This window comes from Paenibacillus sp. FSL K6-0276 (assembly GCF_037977235.1).
Classification (GTDB): domain Bacteria; phylum Bacillota; class Bacilli; order Paenibacillales; family Paenibacillaceae; genus Paenibacillus_AQ.
The window spans coordinates 2,771,828-2,791,579 of record NZ_CP150276.1; the positions used below are offsets into that span (position 1 = coordinate 2,771,828).

A 19,752-nucleotide genomic window follows, 5' to 3' on the forward strand; every position below is an offset into this window, starting at 1 on the left:
ACTACATAGGAGGGACAAAAGGAATGGAAAAGAAGACAGAACAGTATGATGTCGTCATTATCGGTGGCGGGGCCGCTGGATTAACAGCGGGAATCTATTGTGGACGAGCAAAATTAAAAACACTTCTCTTGGAAAAATCGTTGGTAGGCGGTCTTGCGACTTATACTAATGAAATAGAAAATTATCCTGGTTTTCCTGAAGGAACGACCGGAACAGACCTTATGGGACTATTTCATAAGCAAGCCAAAAAATTTGGTGTGGATTTCAAAATGACAGATGTAAAATCTGTCTCGGTAGCGGAAGATATAAAAATAGTGGAAACCTTTCGAGTTCGTTATGAGTGCAAGGTCATTATCATAGCCAGTGGGGGAAAACCAAGAATCACAGGAGCAGCTAATGAGGATATGTTCTTATATGATAAAGGAATCTCTTTCTGTGCAACCTGTGACGCTGCAGCAAATACGGGAAAGACGGTTATGGTTGTTGGAAGTGGTGATGCAGCTATTGAAGAAGGAATGTTTCTGACCAAGTTTGCAGATAAAGTTATCGTTTCTGTCATGCATGATTATGGCAAAATGGATTGTAATGAAATTGCTAAAACTCAGGCACTGGAAAATCCTAAAATGGAATTCATGTGGAACACAGTGGTAAGTTCATTCGAAGGTGAAGAACGCTTGAATTCCGTCGTCCTGAAAAATTTAAAAGCTAATGAACTGCAAAACGTAAAGGTTGATTCATGTTTCTTATTTATTGGATATACGCCGAACACAGAAATCTTAACAGGTGTAGTAGATTTGAATCGAAGTGGCTACGTACGTGTCAATGAGAAAATGGAAACGAATATACCTGGTGTGTTCGCGGCAGGAGATGTATGTGATAAGTTCCTTAAGCAAGTGGCTACGGCTGTCGGAGATGGTGCCATTGCAGGGTATGGTGCAGAGAAGTATATCTCTGAATGTGAGACCTATGAACATCAAATTCTAAATCAAGGCAAACCATCCGTTGTCTATTTATGGAATGCAACCGATCCTTCCTGTCGGGAGTTATTACCTCTAATTGAGGGTTTTGAACAAACCCATTCTGATGTCAGGGTTACAAAGGTAGATGTATATAAGTCACCCGGACTTGCTGCCAAGCTAGGAATAGATTCAGTACCTTCTATTGTCTATCTAGATGATGGAAAGATCCAAAGGGTAATTACAGAGAAGATAAGTGATGAAGTACTGAACACTCTTACTAATTGATGAAAAAAGACACATGCAGATAGTTCGAGGCCACTGAAAAAGTTCTTTCTAGATCATACATTTAAGGAGTCAGTCGTAACTACGGAGAATATTTGGACTTCCGGCCGCTGTTGTCTCCAGATTTCCTGAATTGTACCGCTGTTAGCGGTTAAAATCCGGAGACAAAGGCGGTCGCTATCGCTCCTCCAGTTCCAAATTTCCCCTTCGCTACGCCCCTCTAATGTTTTTAAGTTCAAGTTATAAAGGCCCCTTTTGGAGGCCCATGAAAACTCCATTCCAGGACACCCATCCTCGATCTTTTCGAGGATGGGTGTCCTGTTTTGCTGTATAATGATTGTATTAATTTCAGGTGGTGACTCGGATGATTTCAAACCAACAATCCCTTAACCTCAGTCCATTTATGGCGATTTACGATATCGTCGTACCTAAAGATAATATGCTACGACAAAGCAATGCCCCTACAAAGAAGGATGTTATAAAGAGGGAGCACAATCAAAAACCTATTCAGTGAGCATCAAATCCACGGAGCATAGTGAGCAGCAAACTTTCCAAGAAAGTGAATATTTTAAAGAGAAGGCAAGAGAACGTTATAAAATTGAAGCAAAGAATAGTGAACTAAAACACAGACATGGGTATGATGTGGCATCTTCCTCAGGTCTCGTCGGCATGCACATGCAAGGAGCAATGGCTATATTTGCAGTAAATCTCAAAAGAATATTGACGCTATTAAAGTAAAGAGCATGAGGAATACATACATAAAATAAAGGCGAATTCTCACTCAGAATGGAGGGGAATTCGCCTTTAGCTGTTTAAGCTTATTTTACAGATTCTTAAAACACACGTTTTTCAGTGGCCTCAATAGTTCTGCATGTGTCTTTTTTTATTCAATCTCAAGTAAGATCGGACGAGCCATATCAAGACAGTGTCAAAGTATCAATAATAGTTGTTTTGTCATATACCTTTGAAAGCGCTTAGATATTAAGATTAATTCATAAGGTTGCAAATCAACGGAGGGAGAGTAGAGGAGAACCAAGGCTGCAAAAAGAGAGAAAGCCATGAAAGATGCTTTATTTATAAGAATCTAGGTTTAGGAGGACTTACATATGGCGAACGCAAGCGTCGGACCAGACAAGACATCAAGACCGAATCTCGACAAGCAACGAACTAGTGGGATAAGACGCTTTTTTAAGCAAATAGATCTACAGCTTATGGTATTGCCAGCACTCGTTTTAGTTTTTATTTTTGCCTATATCCCCATGTACGGTATTCTTATCGCTTTTCAAGATTACAAGTTAGGTAATAGCTTTATTAGCAGTGATTGGGTTGGATTAAAGCACTTTATTTACTTCTTTAATGCTCCTGAATTTGAAGTGGTTATGAAAAATACAATCATAATCAGCTTACTGAAGTTTTGTTTTGGATTTCCTGCACCCATTATTTTAGCTTTAATGCTGAACGAAATTCGTAAGATGTTCTTTAAAAGGGTTATTCAGACCGTTACATACTTGCCTCACTTCTTATCTTGGGTAGTTATCGGCTCAATGGTTACTTCGATGCTATCCGTAGATAACGGCAGTATAAATATGCTGCTTGAGAAATTGAAATTTATTGATGAACCGATTAACTTCCTTTCCATGACAGAATATTTCTGGGGCATTTTAGTTACAACCAATGTATGGAAGGAAATTGGATTTGCATCGATCGTCTACTTAGCTGCCATTGCTGGTATTGACCCGCACTTATATGAAGCTGCTTCGATGGATGGTGCAAGTCGCTTTAAACAGATATATTTGATTACGTTGCCTTCAATTATGCCAGTTGTAATTATCTTTATGATTCTGGCAATTGGTAATCTGGTGAATGCAGGATTTGAAGATATTTTGATCCTTGCTTCCAATCCGGCTCTACGAGAAGTATCAGATTCAGTTGATGTATATGTTGTACGTGTCGGTATAGATAACTTCAGGTACTCCTATGCGACTGCTATCGGATTGTTCAAGGCCGTTATCAGTGTGACATTACTTACCTTTGCAAATTTCATTGCCAGAAAAGCAGGAAACAGCTTGTGGTAATGAATTACTCAATATAGGGGGACTGAACTATGAAACGTACTAACATAGGAGACCGATTGTTTATTGGATTCATATATGTATTCTTGACCTTACTGGCATTCTCCGCATTTTATCCATTTTGGAATTCACTTGTGATTTCTTTTAATGAGGGGATGGATACTTCCAAAGGCGGAATTACTTTCTGGGTCCGTGAGTTCACGCTTGAGAATTATAAGATCGTATTTGAAGATTCTCGTTTAATGGGTGGATTCGTCATTGCTACATTGCGAACGGTAATTGGTACAGTAACAGCGATATTGGCCACTTCGATATTTGCTTATGGGATGTCGAAGCGTGAACTGATGGGTCGCAAATACTACATGATTATGTGTATCATTACAATGTATTTCGGAGGGGGACTCATTCCGTCATACATGCTTATCAGAAGTTTAGGCCTCTTCAATTCATTTTGGGTGTTTATTATTCCTGCACTTGTCAGCGTATGGAATATGATCATATTTCGCACCTTCTTTCAAGGTCTTCCACAAGGCTTGGAGGAGTCAGCGAAGATTGATGGCTGCGGTTACTGGGGGACTTTTCTCCGCATCGTACTTCCGCTGTCCGGTCCTGTTATCGCAACGTTATCTTTGTTCACAGCAGTAAATCACTGGAATGAGTGGTTCGTAGCGAGTATTTACATTACGAAAGAGGAGTTAATGCCGATTCAGACCATCTTGAGGCAGATTCTGTTCTCTAATATTGCTTCAGAGCAACTGTCTAATGTAGATGCAAGTTCCATTGCACATATTAACGCGGCTAAGAAAATAACGTCGAAGTCCCTGACGATGGCTACGATCATGGTTGCAACAATTCCAATCGTATGTGTATATCCATTCTTACAGAGATTCTTTGTTAAAGGGGTCTTAGTCGGATCATTGAAAGAGTAGGGAGATAGAACCTGTTTGAGTTTAGAGCATATTGCTTTGAACATAGATTACAAATTTGAAAGGGGAAAATACATTGAAGACTAAGAAAAAGATGCTTCTCAGTGTGATGTCTACCTTGCTATTGACGACTTTGGTGGCGGGATGTGGTGGTAACAATTCAAGCGCTCCAGCTACAACTGCTGAACCAGAGAAAGATGGAGGAACAGCGGTCAACACAGCAACTGAAGCTCCAGTGTCAGACTTGTATGAGTTAGGGAAAGAACCGCTTGAAGTATCTTTCTACGGAAATTACGGTTGGTATCAAATGCCAAAATGGGGCAAAGATGCTGCTTCCAAATGGATATTAGATAATTTGAAAATCAATGTCACTGGAATTAGCTCGGGTGGTAATAACGCTCAAAAGCTGCAAACGATGATCGTTGGTAACGAGCTACCGGATATTGTGTGGACCGAGAAAGGTGCTGACGTAGAGCGTCTTCGTCAAGCGGATATGCTAGTTCCTTTGGATGAATACATTGATAAATATCCAAACTTTAAAAAGTACTTAACAGCTGGGCATTTGGAATTGCTTCGTTCCCCTGATGGGAAAATCTATCAGCTGCCGAATTATTATACAACACAACCTAACGGAAATGCCGGTTATGCGATCAATAAAAAGATTTACAAAGAACTAGGTTCTCCTAAGCTAGAGACTACGGATGATTTGTATGCTTACCTAAATGCTGTTAAAGCGAAGTTCCCTGACGTTATTCCGTTCGAGACTGGCTTAGCGAAAGATGGTAATGGTATTGATCAGTTGTTCTCCTCTTTTAAAGAGAATAACCTTTCGTATACTAGAATATACGCAGTTCCTGATGGCGACAAAATGGCTTCGATTTACAAAGATGAAGGGTTCCGTGAGTCCGTTGTATTTGGTGCCAAATTAATGCGTGAGAAGCTAATGACGCAGGATGCGAATACCCAAACGGAAGATCAAATTAGAGAGAAAGCGATGAATGGCAAATTTGCTGTGATTGCGACATTCGATCCGATGAAGTTGCTCGCTACCGCTGATGAAGAGATGAAGAAGAACAATCCGGAAGATGGTTATATGTTCATTAAACCAATTTACAAACCGGGCTTGGATCAAAGTAAGATTACTCCAGGAACGTACAATCAGCTTGGTTGGAACGTTGCTACAATCACTAAAAACGCTAAAAATCCTGAGGCTGTGTTCGCTATGCTTGACTGGATGACAGGTCCAGAAGGGAATATGGTACTTAACTGGGGACCTCCAGGACCAGATACTTATTGGGATGGTTTTGAAGCAGATGGCGTTACCCCTAAATTTAATAAAGAAAAATATTTGAATGAACCAGAAGATTTATCCGAAATTAGCGGCAAAGCTGGTGACTTGGTATGGGTTGGTAACACGGTTTTCTTGGATAATACGAAGAAAAAGTTTCTGGAAACTCTTCCCGCTGACAAGATTGACTTTAGCAACCGTTGGCAGATGGAAGTAACATGGGCTTCCCAAGGTGACTTTACGGAGTTCCTAAATTGGGATCCGGCTCCAGACAGTGAAGAAGGTATTATCAGACAAAGCGTTAGAGATATCTGGCTGACAGCTAGAGCAAAATCAATGTACGCAAAAACTGATGAAGAAGCATTAGCCATTATTGACAAAGCACATGATGATTCCATGAAGGTTGGCTATGAGAAATTCCTTGATTATGTAACAAAAGTATGGACAGAAAACAAGAAAGCTTTAGGAAAATAGTAATTTGTAATTCGAAGGTTTGCTACTAGGCAAGCCTTCGTTTTTACGTTCTATTCTTAGGACTCATTTTTAAAAAGCTGTTTAACAAATGAATGGTATACTGGAAAAGAGTAATGGCAGAATTTAGAGGGATGGGTTTAATGCATTTCAAAGGGGGACTGTGTTGATGTACAACGTATTATTAGTAGACGATGAGATGCTTGATCTGGAAGGTATGAGACAATTTATTCCTTGGAATGAGCTTGGTATGGAAGTTGTGAAGACAGCGAATAACGCGTTTACCGCGTGCGATATTTTAGATCAGCATGTTATTGATATTATCGTTAGTGATGTAAATATGCCGAATATGTCGGGTCTAGAGCTGGCCCGGATTGCCATAGAGAAAAAAAAGGATATTCGCGTGATATTTGTAAGCGGTTACCAAGATTTCAGTTATGTTAAGCAAGCGCTGTCGCTAAAGGCATATAGTTACGTCCTTAAGCCAATGGATGACAATGAACTCATTGCTGCACTTCAGAAAGTAAGACAGGATTTAGACGATGAACGTAAACGTCGTGATGTCGAAGAAGCCTATCAGCATATGATTCCTATGGCCAAAAATGATTTGTTGATACGCTTGTTTGAAGGGGAAGGGGAATGGGAAGAGGGTAACCAGGCTGGAATGTTGTCACTTGTGAAGTCATACGGTCTGGATCAGCTGAATTGGCCTGTTCGTGTAGCCGTCTTGGAGCTTGACTATTTCAACTGGCTTCAAGGAAAGGATAATCTATCTAAACATCAAATGGCCAAGGACTTCCTTTATGAAGTGAATAGAATAGGTCAGAAGCACGGTATGCCACATTGTTACAAGGTATCGTCCTATCGGATCGCGTTGTTGATAAACGAACCAGAAATGGAAAAGTTCACTGAGGATATTTATGCCTTGATTCGCGCGAAGTTTCCAGTCACAATGACCGTGGGTGTTGGTAAACCAACGTTTGCTATGGAACAGGTCCACATCTCCTATCGACAAGCCATGGAAGCTGTGGACGGAAAGATGTTTATTGGCAAAGGCAATCTTATTATGTATGAAACCGTTAGCAGTGAACCTGGAATGATCGATGCTCGTATGCTAGATACCCGTATGGATACGCTGTTTAAAGCGATGAAAGAATATGAGTTAGTTCTTATTTATGATGAGATCGACAAGCTGTTCCGCTCTGTAAGTAGTTTAAGATCCAAATTCACTATTCATAATCTGGCAATGTATATCATTTGGAAGCTGGATCAGCAGTTGAAGGATGTAAGTGAGGATTTATTTGAAATTTTAGGTATGGAGATACATAGTTTAGATGTCTTACACCAATTCGATACGATCAGTGATATTCGCTCTTGGCTCGTACTCAAAACGTTTGAGATCTCCGAGTACCTGCGTAGCAAATCAGATTCTGTGAACCATAAATTGATTAGAGAAATCATCCAAATGATGAAGGACAGGATGAGTGATAACTTTACGCTTAAAGATATTGCGCAGCAATTCTCTTTCTCTCCTAACTATTTGGGATATTTATTCAAAGAGGAAACTGGGAAAACGTTCAGTGAAGTACTCAATCAGCTTCGAATGGAACAAGCGGGCAAGCTTTTGAAAGATCCGACATGTAAAATCTATGAAATCGCGAACAAGGTGGGCTACCGTTATCTCCCATACTTCAGCAGACAGTTCAAAGAGGCATATGGTATGACACCAATGGAATACCGTAAGCGCGACAAGTGATGGGGGATGATGTTCCATGAAACAGCCAAGAAGACATAAGTATGTGCCGATTGGGTATAAATTAATGCTGACGTATATGTTTTTTATAATTATCCCTATCTCCCTGATCGGGTTCGTCTCTCACTCCATGTACAATGATTCATTACGCGAGCATATTAATACGAACATTAAAGGAACGTTACTGCAGATTCGTGACAATATTGATTATAAAATGGACGAAGTTACTCGAATATCAACGCAATTATATAGTGATTTTGATTTCTATCGGAATCTACGAAGTTATGAGGAAGGCTGGGAAAATTACGATCGGATGTCTAAAAAGGTACTTCCGAAGCTGGACGTAGCTATCCAATCTACAGGCTTAAAGGTTGGGATGTCGCTATTCTTAATGAATGAATCGATCCCTGAGATCTACTCGAATTCACTTGAGGGTTATCTCGATAATAGTAGCTTTTATCATCTTTACCACATGAAACGAATTAAAGGGAAATCTTGGTATTATGATTTTCCAACTGAAAAATACGCTGAAACTATGAAATGGTGGCAGATTGAGAGCGACGTAGAGAATAATCGCATCTCGTTGCTCCGTAGATTAATTGATACATATGAACCTCTTGAGCCAAAGGAGATAGGGTTCCTGCGGATTAATGTAGGAATTCCAGATCTGTTCGACAGTGTCAATTATACGAAGATAGGTAAAGGAAGTAATCTAATTATAAAGAACGAGTTTGGAAAAACGATGTATCAATCGGGAGAACTACCAAAGAACTACACCGATGAAACCAAACTTAATAAGGATTACTTGACGATTAGAGAAACAGTTATGGTTGCTAACCAAGCTTGGCAATTAATTGCGCTTGTTCCTACTACAATCCTTGAAAAGGATGCAATGAAGGTACGTCTGTTTATTATTTTAATGTGTCTCATATGTTGTGTGGTCTTTAGCTTCGTCGGCATATTTATATCTCGATATTTTTCGATTCGGATTAATAAATTCGTATATGTGCTTAATGCCTATCGGGAAGGTGATCTTCACAAGCGTATAAAATATCGAGGCAAGGATGAGTTCTCTCAGATAGCAACCGCGCTGAATGATATGGGTGAGAATATTGATATGTTGATTAAAGAGGTATATCTGACGCAGCTCCAGAAGAAGGAAGCGGAGCTTGAAATTCTACAGTCGCAAATCAATCCACATTTCCTGTACAATACTTTGTCCTCTATTATTCAATTAGCCAAGTTTGGTCAAAATGAGAAACTGCAGAAGATGGTACTGGAATTAGCGAAGTTTTATCGCCTAACGCTTAATGAAGGTCGTACGATGATTCCGGTTCCAACTGAAATTGAGCAGGCAAATGCATATTTGGAAATTCAGAAAATTAAATACGGTGACCGTTTGGAGGTTATGTTTGATTTCGATACAGAGATCTGGCCTTATGAGACCATTAAACTGATTCTACAACCATTTATAGAGAATGTGTTGAAGCATGCTTGGTGTGGTGATCATATTCATTTACGGATTGTTGGCCGTAAGGAAGACGATAATATTCTGTTCCGTATCATTGACGATGGTATAGGCATCAGACAAGAGCGTATTGATCAAATCTTCGATTCGAAAGGTCATACGAACACAGGTTATGGCGTCCGTAATGTGGATCAACGTATTAAACTGCAATATGGACCTGAGTATGGCGTAACTATTTTTAGTCGTGTTGGAATTGGCACATCGGTTCAAATCCTGATTCCTGCTAAAAAAAGAAAGTAAGCGGTATTGGAGTTATGTTGTAGAAAAGGGGACTTAAAGCTAGTAATGGCTAGCTTTAAGATCCCTTTGATTGTTTAAGTGAATGTTAGAAGCCTTTGTATTGAGGTTCTTCAGACTCTAATTCGGTTACCCGATTTTCAACTTGGGTTACGATTTGTTGCGTTTGCTCGGCTGCATTTGTAAACAGAGTTTTTGCACTCTCGTTTTGTGTTTCAAGTGCAAATTGCTCAAGGCTCGCTTGAGCACCTTTTAATGATGATAAACATGTTTTTACTTGTGAGGCTACTGTCATTAGGTTTCTCTCCTCTATTTTGAATTTTTAGCATGACGTTTCCTATTGTCCTCTACCTTCACTTTATTTATGCAGGAAAAAAATACAAGCATTTCACGACAACCGATTTTCCATAAATAAGTAGTGGAATTCCGGATTGAATGGACCTTTTTCGACAAATAATGAGTGTTAATAAACAAAGGTTGATTCAAAAGGAGGAAATTTGAGATGCCGGAGTGGTTGGAGGTTATTGTACGAACACTCTTTGCTGTGGTTGTGCTTTTCTTGTTAACAAAATTACTGGGAAAGAGACAAGTATCGCAGCTTTCGTTCTTCGAGTATATTACGGGGATAACCGTCGGCAGCTTAGCCGCCTATATTTCTTTGGATACGGATAAGCATTGGCATCTGGGGCTCATTGCACTGATTGTATGGGTCGCTTGTTCTTTAGGGATCGAATATCTTCAGATGAAGAGTAAGAAAGCAAGAGACTTCATTGATTTTAAGTCCACTGTACTTATTAAAGAGGGTAAAATAATGGAAGATCATATGAAAAAGGAACGTTTAACAACAGATGAATTACTGGAAGAGCTTCGTAAAAAAGATGTATTCAATATATCTGAAGTGGAATTTGCGATTATGGAGTCAGATGGAGCGATTAATGTTCTTCTCAAGAGTGAAAATCAACCCCTAACACCAAAACATCTTGGGATTAAGGTTGCTCCAGAGAAAGAGTCTCAAGCCGTAATTATGGATGGTAAAGTATTAGATAAACCGTTGGATACCTTAAATCTGACACGTAGCTGGCTTGATGGGGCTCTTGAGAAAATGGGGCTAACCGTCGAGAATGTTTTTCTCGGTCAAGTTGATTCTTACGGTGAACTGACGGTCGATTTGTATGCCGACAACTTTAAAGTCCCACAGCCGCAAGATAAGCCACAATTATATGCTTTGCTGAAAAAATGTGAAGCCGATCTGGAGATGTTTAGTTTATCGACAGAGAACGAAAAAGCTAAAAAAATGTATGAACAATGCTCAGAACAATTGCAAGCATCATTGAAAATCTTAAAACCTTTAATCCAAAGCTGATGTTTTGGTTAAAAGATTCAAACTAAAAAACAGTGAAGAACCGGTCATTTGCACCGGTTCTTTCTTTGTCTACTACTATATGGAGTAGATAGTATAAACCTCGTAAACAATTGGCAAACTAAGCCAGATTCGCACAGCAACATCTATACCGATAGGAATCAAACCGGAGTGTTTATCGATGAAGGCAAAGAAGCAGGTACCGTTGAAATGACGATTAACTCACCCTTGCCTTCGGATGTACTAAAGAACTTTAGATCAAAGAGATATTTGTTTTCAACTACGACTAAGGATTGTTTGTTCGCAGAGGCATCAGGTGTTGGATTTGCTATAAATAATCTTTCATTTGGTAAAAAAGAAGAAACTTCGAAAAATGGGAAACCGGAGTATTGGGCAGGAATTCAAGGGGCAATGCTGTTTCAGAAAGATAAGATGAAAGGAATACTTAAACTTAAAGAGGGCTGCAGAATGAAAAAAAAGGAAGGAGAATCCAGGTTTTGTCTTTTTAATGGGCAAGGCCTCTTCTTGTGAATTATATATTGGATACGCTTTCTGTTATGATTAAAGCACTTATTACATAATTTCCTCAGATCGGATGGTGTATTTACATGAATCTTCAAGAAGTAACTGAACTCATCAAATCTATTAGAGCTAATCTGGCCAAAGTCATTGTAGGAAAAGAGGATGGAGTAGACCTGCTGCTGACAGCCTTACTTGCGAATGGACATGTCCTGCTGGAAGATGTACCAGGTACGGGTAAAACATTGCTAGCAAAAGTTCTTGCTAGGTCACTAGATTGTTCATTTAAGCGCATACAATTCACACCTGATTTATTGCCTTCTGATTTAAGTGGGATTAATTTTTACAATCAAAAGACAGGAGAATTTCAGTTTAGACCAGGTCCAGTATTTGCGAATATTTTGCTGGCTGATGAGATTAATCGTGCAACACCGAGAACACAATCCAGTCTGCTGGAATGTATGGAAGAACGGCAAATCACCATCGATGGTGTGACTCATGGCTTAGAAGCCCCTTTTCTTGTTATTGCTACTCAGAATCCAATAGATAACCAAGGTACTTTTCCACTACCCGAAGCTCAATTAGATAGATTTCTGATGCGGATTACTACGGGTTACCCTTCATTTGACGAAGGAATTCATATTTTGCAGCGCTTCCGCGAGAATAATCCACTTGAAGAGACTTTTGCAGTGGCTACCGCTCAAGATATTCAAGCCGCGCAGCGTTTAGCTGCTTCCGTGAGTATTAGTGATGATTTGCTAGCCTATATCGTTCGAATTACGGAAGCTACTCGGAAATCTACAGCAGTAAAACTAGGCGCGAGTCCTCGTGCAAGCGGGGCATTGCTTAGATCATCTCAAGGTTATGCTTTTATTCAAGGTAGATCTTACGTAACACCAGATGATATCAAAGCCGTAGCCGTTCCGGTGCTGGCACATCGTCTGCTTCTTCATCGTGGATTGGGTTCAAAAGAGGGACAGGCTGCGGATATTGTGTTACAAGTGCTTCGTGAGGTAGAGGTGCCCACAGAACTCGTTACGTCCTTAAGAGGCGGAAAGGTGGAATGAGCTATGGCTTTGCCTTGGTTCATTTTTATTACAGTAGCTCTACTGTTCCTTCTTGCCGTTATCTATAATCGGAATGGTCTTAAAGCGCTTAGCTATTCCCGATATTTTTCGAATAAGATTGCTTATGAAGGGGATAGCCTCGAGATGATCGAGGAAATCGTTAATGCTAAACTTTTGCCATTACCTTGGCTTCGGCTGGAATCTAGTATTGCCAGAGGTTTGGAATTTGGAAGTCAGGATAATCTCGGCATCAGCACTGGTGAAATCTATCAGAATCATATCAGTTTATTCTATCTGAAATCTTACCGTCATATTAAACGACGTCATCAAGTAACCTGCGAGCGACGTGGGTTGTACCGCTTGGAGTCGGTCACAATGACAACCGGAGATCCCTTTGGTCTAATCCGAAAAAACAAAACGTATCCACTCGAATTAGAGTTACTGGTCTATCCCAATCTGCTGAACTTAGATGATCTTCCACTACCGATACATAGCTGGCTAGGTGAACTTCCAGTGAAAAGATGGATCGTAGAAGACCCTTTCCTGACTGCAGGTATTCGCGATTATAGCTCAGGAGATTCTATGGGACTTGTAAACTGGAAGGCTACAGTGCGTACTGGTTCTATGCAGGTGCATAAGAAAGACTACACCGCGGATTCACGGCTTGTCATTTGCTTGAATGTAGAGGACAGTGATTCCATGTGGAGAGCGGTAACCGATGTAGAACGTATCGAGCAAGGCATAAGATATGCCGCAACTATCGCTGAATATGCTATGCATCATGGAATTGAGACAGGGTTTATCTGTAACGGTAGATTGGATAACGGGGGCGAAAAAGATCCTATTGAAGCAGAACCTATGGCAGAGCTGGAAGACTTGCTAGAGCTGTTAGCAAAGCTGAAGCTAGACAGGACTCTTCCTATGAGCCGATTGCTGGAACTGCAAGCCGAGAGCGGAATAAGTGATACCGACTTTCTGATCATTAGCTGTCATAGAGGAGCAGAATTACAAGAAGCTGCTGACCTCCTATTGCTGCTAGGCAATGGTGTGGAATGGCTGGATATTCCGGAACAAGGGAGAGAGCGCGCATGAAACCTACGTTATCTGATTACGTATGGAATACGATCAAACTCTGGATATTCTCAATCATAGAACTACTATTATTTTTACCAATATGGATTCTGTTTCTGGTTTATGTACTACCCAAGCAAGTTGAACCTATGTGGATGACTACAATGCCACTACTATCATTAGTGGGCATTCTGCTACGGAAACGTTGTAGTGTCAGATGGAAGCAATTGCTGGCAGCTCTAATCCTTGGGGCAGCGCTTGGTATTGTGTCATCAGGAAGTTTGTCTATCGAAAGTCTACCTTTAGGTGTTGTAGGGTTTATTTGCGCTTATCTCGGAATGACTAGTGACTCTCGAGATCATATGAATAAGATGTCTTGGATAGGTATTGTGATCTATTTTGTTGCCACCATTATCTTTCATAGAATTCCAGATTTGGAGGCAAGTGTTACGCTACTGACTTGGTGCGGCAGTCTGTGTCTAATGCTCACACTACTTATTTCTAATAGCAACTATCTACACTACAGTACACTTTCTCAAGAGGGCAAAGCTTTGCCTAAAGCAATACAAAGGAATAACCGTATTTATGTCATTGTCATAGGAATTGTTGCGGCCGTGTTAGCGGCAGGAGTAGGGAAAGCTCTAGGAATACTTGTATGGAATGTTTTACGTTCGTTCTTCGGCTTTATTAGCAAACTATTCTCAGGCTCAAGCGAGCCGCTGCCTCCGCCAGTAGAACAGCCTCCAATGAGTCCGGAGCTACCGCTTGTAGGAGATCAAAAGCCAGGCCTACTAGCTGCTATTTTAGATGTCACCCTTTATATTTTTGGAGCCGTGGTATTGGGAGTTGCAGCCTATTATGCACTTAGGTGGTTGTACAGAAATGCCGGAGGCAAATGGAAGAGAGCAGTGGATGCATTGCTATCCATGCTACGTAGGGAACATACTCCCAAGGACAATACCTCTTATCTTGATGAGGAGAAAAGCGTATTTACTTGGGAACAAACGGTTCAAGGTCTGAAGGATTTCTGGAGCGCCCGCCTTACTCCAAGACTTCGGAAAGACCGCTGGGAGCAGATGAATAGTGAACGGGAACGTGTTCGCTGGTTGTATCGGCGTTGGCTCCATATGAAGCGCGATAATGGTTATGAAGTTAAGAGTTACCTTACACCGAAGGAAACAGAAAACGATATTTTAAAATGGACATCTCTTAACAAGTATAAACGTAAGGGAGATGAAAGTGCTGTTAACACGTCGAATTCCTTGATTGAATTATATGAAAAAGCTAGATATGGAGAAGAAAATCCTTCTGCTACTGATGTGGCTACATTGAAGAATCAATTGAAATTATAGAATAGAATATTCTTCAAATTCATTCAAATAGGAACAAATAGGTTACAAACGGTCCAAAAGTGTTACAACATGGATACAATTGGATTTGTACTTGCCACTATAATAATTCTAGCATAATACTCGTGGAGGGATGTAAATGAGAAAGTATAGCAGTACATATGTTGTTTTACTATTAAGCACCTTTGTCATAAGTCAACTGACTGGGCATACCGCTTCAGCGGCATCCGCTAATTCTGTTCGAACAAATCCAGCTGTAGCTACCGCGACAGTAACAGCCACTAGCAATCTGGGTTCCATTACTTTAGGAGCAAATATCAAAGCTACACTTGAAGATGTCAATATTTGGTCACAATCTGGTGGGAATATTTTAACCTATACTCTGAATTATTCGAATGGTAGTAGTAAAAACGCAAACCTAATGTACTATTTTTCGAGAGTAATGACTCCAGGGGGGGCTGTTATTCCAGGTAACCCGCTGAGTGCTGACGCGCTTAAGAAGAAGATTGGTGCTAAAGAAAGCTTGCGCGTTACATATTATGTCAACATAGGCAAGACTAATTCGTTAAAAGGGATCAAGATTCCTATGTATGTGTGGGATTCCAAAACTAAAGGTTATTTAAAGCACGCAGGAAGTTTTACTGTGCCAGCTAATTATTCCCCAACCGCTGTAAATGGAAAAAATGTTAGCACCACAATGAATGACATTCCTGTCATCGCCAAAAGTGAGTCCTTGGAGCTTTATAAATTTAATGGAAAGGTCTATGCCAAAGTGGGCATAAGCCTGACCAATAAAGGCAGTAAGGTACTCAATGATCCGGGTTATGCGGCTTATTTGCTCTCTGCAGGCGGAAGCTCGTATGAATTAGCGCTTGATCGTTCTCAGCTTAGTTACAAGGTCCAGCCGCAGGAGAAGAAGACAATCTATTATCTTGCCGAGATTCCTGCTTATATGAAAACAGATAATATGAAACTGCAATTTACGCAAAAGGATGAAGCACTGAAGCTTGAGATCGCTAAATCCTCGTACAAGTTGCCGGCAGCTACAACACCTAATTTGGTGGTGGGCAAAGGTGTGACTAAGAAAATCATCATTAATAATAATCCGATAGAAACTCAGTTAAACAACGCAAACGTATACGCTGAGAATAATAAAGGAATTTGGACCTTCCAGCTAAGAGTGAAAAATATAGGGAAGGCAGCCGTTACGTTGCCGACTTATGAGCTTGCTGTTAAATCTTCAAAAGGGACAACCTTACCGATCAATGCGAAGGGATTGAGCGGATTAACCATAAAGCCTTTAGAGGAAAAAATCATTCCACTTACCGCACAGGTTCCGCTTGAGCTTGAGCAGAATTCACTGCAATTGCAAATGATAGAGGCTGTTTCGGCTCCTGATAACACAGATACGGGTAGTACAGGAGAGGGCAAGGGAACTGAAGGGTCTAATGGAAGTACCGGCAATACAGCCAAGCTGACAGTACCAGTTGCCTACTATACAATTTCCTACACACTACGGCCTGAGATTCAAAAAGGCGTGGAGTATAGCACATCGAATGAATATGGCTCTTTCACTTATAACTTGCTGTCATTACAACGCTTTCCTTGGAAAGATGATGATATCGTTGTTGCTAGAATAAATATAAAGAATTCACAATCAGTAGCATTAACGCTTCCAGAATTAAAAGGATCTGTCCAGGTAGACAATGACGATGTGTCTTCTTCTACAGAACTCTTTATGGACAAGGAAACATCGACAATTGCACCAGGGAAAAATGCTGAGATCTACGTATTTGCCAAAATTCCTTACACGCAAGAGTTCGATAAATTAAAAGTGAACCTCTTTTCAACAGTAAAAGAAGAGAAGAGCTCGTTCCTGTCGCTTAGCACAAACAGTACGATGAATGCTGTATCCACTATTGAACGTGGGGGAAGTTATGCAATCACCGGTAAAGGCAAGAACGCTAAGGTACAAGAGAACAAAACGATCATTTATGAAGGTCTCAACTCTAACCTCGTATATACAGAGCTACTGCTTAGCAGTGAAGAAAAAAGACAAAGCAAAATGGCTCGCCTTCAGGCTTACTTTAAAACGGGAGATGGCCAGCTATTTGAAGCCACAGCGAATCAGCCAGATACTTCAGCTACGCCGGGTGGCAAGCAATTAATCACATATTGGGCAAAGTTGCCTAAGTCCGTAATTCCATCGGACGTAAGCATGTATCTAGGGCCAGGAATTACTGGGAATAAGCTGACTGAACCTGGTCAGGAACCAACGGGATTCATTAACATTGCTTCATTGACTCTAAATCCAGTTTCCACTCCACCGGAGAAAAACTTGACGAAGGTTGCGCTATATCCGTACACGATGTCTGTTCTAAGTTCGGAAGGGCGATCACTGCTTGGTAGTAACACTATAGATATCGTTATGAATTACAACCTACTTCGTGACAGTACCTATGACATGGGAACCTTCACACACAAACTGGTGCTCAAAATGACGGATCCATACGGCCTATCACAGGAACGAAGCTTGAACATCGGTACCGAGCTTCTTGAAGGGAATAACAACTCGTATAATGCGACCTTTACGAATAATATGTATAAGAATTTGACTGGTGGCACCTACCGGATCACACTGTATGATGAATTCCAAGGAGAACGGATCGAGCTGGCTAGCCAAGCTTATAACATAAAGATCGATAGACCTGCTGTAACTGAGAAGTAGTATTTCATATCTATTAAAGTACGCGAAGGAGCAGCTCCAATGTTGCGAGTGGAAAATGTAACACATTCTTTTAAGAATGGTAATGAAACGACGGCAGTCCTTCATCAAATAGACTTTTCTGTGAAAGAGGGGGAGATGGTTGCTTTACTAGGGAGCTCGGGTTCCGGTAAGTCAACCATGCTAAACCTGATGGCAGGTCTGATGAAGCCTACGGAAGGTCACATTTACATTGCTGACCAAGATATCGTGAAGATGAGCGAGAACAAGCTATCCGAATTTCGTAGGAAGCATATCGGGTTTATCTTTCAAGCTTATGAACTGATTACTAGCTTGACCGTCCGTGAAAATGTAGAGTTGCCGCTAGTCTTTCAATCCGTTTCACCATCAATACGCAAGCAAAAAGCTCTAGCCTTGCTGGAAGGGGTCGGCATCCCGGATAAAGCCGACCTGTTCCCTTCTCAGCTGTCTGGTGGACAGCAACAGCGGGTCAGTATTGCGCGTTCCTTGATTACGGAGCCGTCCGTTATTTTCGCAGATGAACCGACTGGAAACCTGGACTCGAAGACAGAAGAGGAAATTATCAATATCCTACTTAACCTGAACAAGAAGATGAAGACAACCTTCATAGTTGTAACACATGAGCTCAAAGTTGCGGAACAAATGCAACGGATATTCACGCTTCAGGACGGATATATGATTACAGAGAAACAAACTTCTTCGAATACAGAACTCGAAGGGGGTAAACTCATTGAGGATTAGTGATATTTCACGTTTGGCTTGGGAGCAAGTCAAACGACGGAAAGTTGTCACAGGTCTTTGTATGGCTGGTATATCGATTGGCTGTGCTGCTATTATTGTTGCTTTAAGTATAGGAGATTCCGCGCAAAGCTATACGGAGCGGGAAATTAACCGAAATTTCAAAATGGATGAAATTACAGTGACTCCGAACAGCGGCATCCCTTCACAAAAGGGAGGCGAAGGAAGTGGAGCTCCTCCTGCTGATGCAAAGCTCGACCCCGGCAGGCTGACGGCTCAGAAACTGGAAATTGTTCAAAGCCTGCGGCATGTTACCGCAGCAGCACCTTTTCAAGAGCTTGGCTACATACAAATGACTACAATCGATAATAAAATTACTGACGTACAGCTTATAGGAACGGATCTTCGTTTGCTAACGAAATATGACCATAAATTTAAGCAGGGTGGTCCTTCTGATTCAGTTGGTATGGCAGTGTTGAACTATGGAGCAACTGTAGGATTGATTGATACCGAGACTCGACAGCGTCTTTTTGATCAACTGAATACAGATCCTTACAATAATAAGTTAATGGAACAGTACAACAGTTTAAGCATGCTTCCGTCGGATATGTACAAGCAACAGGTTCAATTACAGTCGTATGACCCTACTTCTCAAAGTGGACGATCTCTAGTCAGCTCACCGATTCAAATTGTTGGGATATTGGATAGTGGGGGGAACCCTGATATGGCGATGTACGACAAGAAGATCTACGTGTCGCTAGAGACTGGTGAGCGTCTGGTTGAACAACTGAAACTAATGAATGGAACTGCTGGACAGAAGGATGTCTTCAACTCAGCCATTGTAAAAGTCGACAGTACGGACAACATTGTTCAAGTGGAGAAGCTTATCCAGAAACTCACACTAAACACAAGCACGAACTTGTACCAAAAAGAGGCGATGGCTTCTACCTTCAGTATGGTCAAGAAAGCAGCGCTAGGTATTGGTGTATTTATTCTTATTATTGCTTCGATCTCGATTATTGTTGCGATGACCATGTCCACCCATCAACGTCGACGCCAGATCGGCATTATGAAAGTGCTAGGTGCCAATATGGGGCAGATCCGAAATATGTTCATTACAGAAGCGGCATTGCTCGGGATGCTGGGCGGCTTGCTCGGCATTGTCTTTTCGTACTTGATTGTATTTGGCATAAATAAGCTCATTGGTACCGCCGGAATGGGGATGGGTGAACCATTAGTAATTACTATTCCTCTGATGACCCTTCCAATAGGGATCGCATTTGCAGTGATGACAGGTGTACTATCGGGAATTTATCCGGCGATCAGCGCGTCCAGAACGAATGCGCTCACGGCGATAAAACGGGATTAGCTATTTTTAAGTTGAAA

General features: G+C 41.0%; 16 protein-coding genes and 1 pseudogene. 16 read left to right on the forward strand and 1 reads right to left on the reverse strand.

Annotation, left to right across the window (positions count from 1 at the left end; genetic code table 11):
• The first annotated feature begins 23 nt into the window (after positions 1-23).
• From MHH52_RS12960 to MHH52_RS12995, 8 genes and pseudogenes are all read left to right on the forward strand, one after another.
• Positions 24-1,244: an FAD-dependent oxidoreductase gene (locus MHH52_RS12960; RefSeq protein ID WP_340009021.1), complete on the forward strand. Its 1,221-nt coding sequence runs from the start codon at positions 24-26 to the stop codon at positions 1,242-1,244.
• Between the two features lie 361 nt (positions 1,245-1,605).
• Entirely contained in the window at positions 1,606-1,755 is a 150-nt protein-coding gene (locus tag MHH52_RS12965; RefSeq protein ID WP_340009022.1) for a hypothetical protein, read from the forward strand.
• Positions 1,692-1,979 (forward strand): annotated as a pseudogene (locus MHH52_RS12970) (transposase); the annotation flags it as partial. The gene MHH52_RS12965 and the pseudogene MHH52_RS12970, both read left to right, overlap by 64 nt.
• Positions 1,980-2,347: 368 nt before the next feature.
• Complete coding sequence (locus tag MHH52_RS12975) at positions 2,348-3,316, forward strand: ABC transporter permease subunit (protein WP_340009023.1); 969 nt, start codon at positions 2,348-2,350, stop codon at positions 3,314-3,316.
• Between the two features lie 29 nt (positions 3,317-3,345).
• Positions 3,346-4,242, forward strand: coding sequence for a carbohydrate ABC transporter permease (locus MHH52_RS12980; RefSeq protein ID WP_340009025.1), 897 nt, complete (start codon positions 3,346-3,348; stop codon positions 4,240-4,242).
• A 73-nt stretch (positions 4,243-4,315) separates the two neighbouring features.
• Positions 4,316-6,001, forward strand: coding sequence for an extracellular solute-binding protein (locus MHH52_RS12985; RefSeq protein ID WP_313641779.1), 1,686 nt, complete (start codon positions 4,316-4,318; stop codon positions 5,999-6,001).
• Between the two features lie 166 nt (positions 6,002-6,167).
• Positions 6,168-7,754, forward strand: coding sequence for a response regulator (locus tag MHH52_RS12990; protein WP_340009027.1), 1,587 nt, complete (start codon positions 6,168-6,170; stop codon positions 7,752-7,754).
• A gap of 16 nt (positions 7,755-7,770) precedes the next feature.
• Entirely contained in the window at positions 7,771-9,519 is a 1,749-nt protein-coding gene (locus tag MHH52_RS12995; protein WP_340009029.1) for a sensor histidine kinase, read from the forward strand.
• An 85-nt stretch (positions 9,520-9,604) separates the two neighbouring features.
• Here MHH52_RS12995 and MHH52_RS13000 read toward each other — a convergent pair whose 3' ends face one another.
• A complete protein-coding gene (locus MHH52_RS13000) occupies positions 9,605-9,811 on the reverse strand; it encodes a DUF1657 domain-containing protein (RefSeq protein ID WP_036678243.1) in 207 nt (68 codons plus the stop codon).
• 207 nt (positions 9,812-10,018) lie between these two features.
• Here MHH52_RS13000 and MHH52_RS13005 point away from each other — a divergent pair, with 207 nt between their 5' ends.
• From MHH52_RS13005 to MHH52_RS13040, 8 genes are all read left to right on the forward strand, one after another.
• On the forward strand, positions 10,019-10,879 hold the full coding sequence (locus MHH52_RS13005) for a DUF421 domain-containing protein (protein ID WP_340009031.1): 861 nt from the start codon (positions 10,019-10,021) through the stop codon (positions 10,877-10,879).
• A gap of 168 nt (positions 10,880-11,047) precedes the next feature.
• Entirely contained in the window at positions 11,048-11,407 is a 360-nt protein-coding gene (locus MHH52_RS13010; protein ID WP_340009032.1) for a hypothetical protein, read from the forward strand.
• A gap of 77 nt (positions 11,408-11,484) precedes the next feature.
• Entirely contained in the window at positions 11,485-12,462 is a 978-nt protein-coding gene (locus MHH52_RS13015) for a MoxR family ATPase (RefSeq protein ID WP_340009033.1), read from the forward strand.
• Positions 12,463-12,465: 3 nt separating this feature from the next.
• The gene (locus MHH52_RS13020; protein ID WP_340009035.1) at positions 12,466-13,554 is read left to right on the forward strand and encodes a DUF58 domain-containing protein; all 1,089 of its coding nucleotides are present in this window, start codon (positions 12,466-12,468) and stop codon (positions 13,552-13,554) included.
• On the forward strand, positions 13,551-14,885 hold the full coding sequence (locus MHH52_RS13025; RefSeq protein WP_340009037.1) for a hypothetical protein: 1,335 nt from the start codon (positions 13,551-13,553) through the stop codon (positions 14,883-14,885). The genes MHH52_RS13020 and MHH52_RS13025 overlap by 4 nt, the downstream gene beginning before the upstream one ends.
• A gap of 136 nt (positions 14,886-15,021) precedes the next feature.
• A complete protein-coding gene (locus tag MHH52_RS13030; protein ID WP_340009039.1) occupies positions 15,022-17,610 on the forward strand; it encodes a hypothetical protein in 2,589 nt (862 codons plus the stop codon).
• A gap of 39 nt (positions 17,611-17,649) precedes the next feature.
• Complete coding sequence (locus MHH52_RS13035; protein WP_313641019.1) at positions 17,650-18,369, forward strand: ABC transporter ATP-binding protein; 720 nt, start codon at positions 17,650-17,652, stop codon at positions 18,367-18,369.
• Positions 18,359-19,735 (forward strand): ABC transporter permease, encoded by a 1,377-nt coding sequence (locus MHH52_RS13040; protein WP_313641018.1) that lies wholly within the window; start codon positions 18,359-18,361, stop codon positions 19,733-19,735. The genes MHH52_RS13035 and MHH52_RS13040 overlap by 11 nt, the downstream gene beginning before the upstream one ends.
• Positions 19,736-19,752 lie beyond the last annotated feature (17 nt).

Bases quoted from the DNA above. Each gene is read 5' to 3' on its own strand.
- MHH52_RS13025 (WP_340009037.1), top strand. From the start codon at position 13,551: ATGAAACCTACGTTATCTGATTACGTATGGAATACGATCAAACTCTGG.
- MHH52_RS13005 (WP_340009031.1), top strand. From the start codon at position 10,019: ATGCCGGAGTGGTTGGAGGTTATTGTACGAACACTCTTTGCTGTGGTT.
- MHH52_RS13020 (WP_340009035.1), top strand. From the start codon at position 12,466: ATGGCTTTGCCTTGGTTCATTTTTATTACAGTAGCTCTACTGTTCCTT.
- MHH52_RS12960 (WP_340009021.1), top strand. From the start codon at position 24: ATGGAAAAGAAGACAGAACAGTATGATGTCGTCATTATCGGTGGCGGG.
- MHH52_RS12975 (WP_340009023.1), top strand. From the start codon at position 2,348: ATGGCGAACGCAAGCGTCGGACCAGACAAGACATCAAGACCGAATCTC.
- MHH52_RS13015 (WP_340009033.1), top strand. From the start codon at position 11,485: ATGAATCTTCAAGAAGTAACTGAACTCATCAAATCTATTAGAGCTAAT.
- MHH52_RS12995 (WP_340009029.1), top strand. From the start codon at position 7,771: ATGAAACAGCCAAGAAGACATAAGTATGTGCCGATTGGGTATAAATTA.
- MHH52_RS13035 (WP_313641019.1), top strand. From the start codon at position 17,650: ATGTTGCGAGTGGAAAATGTAACACATTCTTTTAAGAATGGTAATGAA.
- MHH52_RS13000 (WP_036678243.1), bottom strand. From the start codon at position 9,811: ATGACAGTAGCCTCACAAGTAAAAACATGTTTATCATCATTAAAAGGT.
- MHH52_RS12965 (WP_340009022.1), top strand. From the start codon at position 1,606: ATGATTTCAAACCAACAATCCCTTAACCTCAGTCCATTTATGGCGATT.
- MHH52_RS13030 (WP_340009039.1), top strand. From the start codon at position 15,022: ATGAGAAAGTATAGCAGTACATATGTTGTTTTACTATTAAGCACCTTT.
- MHH52_RS12980 (WP_340009025.1), top strand. From the start codon at position 3,346: ATGAAACGTACTAACATAGGAGACCGATTGTTTATTGGATTCATATAT.
- MHH52_RS12990 (WP_340009027.1), top strand. From the start codon at position 6,168: ATGTACAACGTATTATTAGTAGACGATGAGATGCTTGATCTGGAAGGT.